Annotated in this window: 1 protein-coding gene; it reads left to right on the forward strand. The window is 60.8% G+C overall.

The genetic code is table 11. The features are described from left to right. Positions 1-418: IS3 family transposase (locus HMPREF2656_RS08915; protein ID WP_141761056.1), on the forward strand; the 418-nt coding region annotated here is incomplete at both ends.

Here is a 418-nt window from a genome sequence, read left to right on the forward strand (position 1 = left end):
GATGCCGACAACCTATCTGTGCGGCGACATCACCTACCTGCGCACCGCGCAGGGGTGGATGTATCTGGCCGTCGTGATCGATCTGAGCACACGGATGGTTGTCGGGTGGCAGATCGCAGACCGGATGAGTGCGCAACTTGTCGTCGACGCGCTGACCATGGCGCACGCGGCCGGTTTCGTCGCGGGCAACGCGGTGTTTCACTCCGACCGCGGCTCGCAGTACACCTCGAAGCAGTTCGCGCAAACAGCCAAGAAACTCGATGTGCGTTTAAGCACCGGCGCGGTCGGTGTGTGCTGGGACAACGCGGTTGCGGAGTCGATGTTTTCCACGTTGAAGCTGCATCTGCTGTACGAAAAGAAGCAGTTCGCGTCGAAGTTCGACGCCCGCTACGAAGTCGGACACTGGATCGAGGCGTAC

It is taken from the genome of Corynebacterium sp. HMSC034B08, from assembly GCF_001835805.1.
Classification (GTDB): Bacteria; Actinomycetota; Actinomycetes; order Mycobacteriales; family Mycobacteriaceae; genus Corynebacterium; species Corynebacterium coyleae.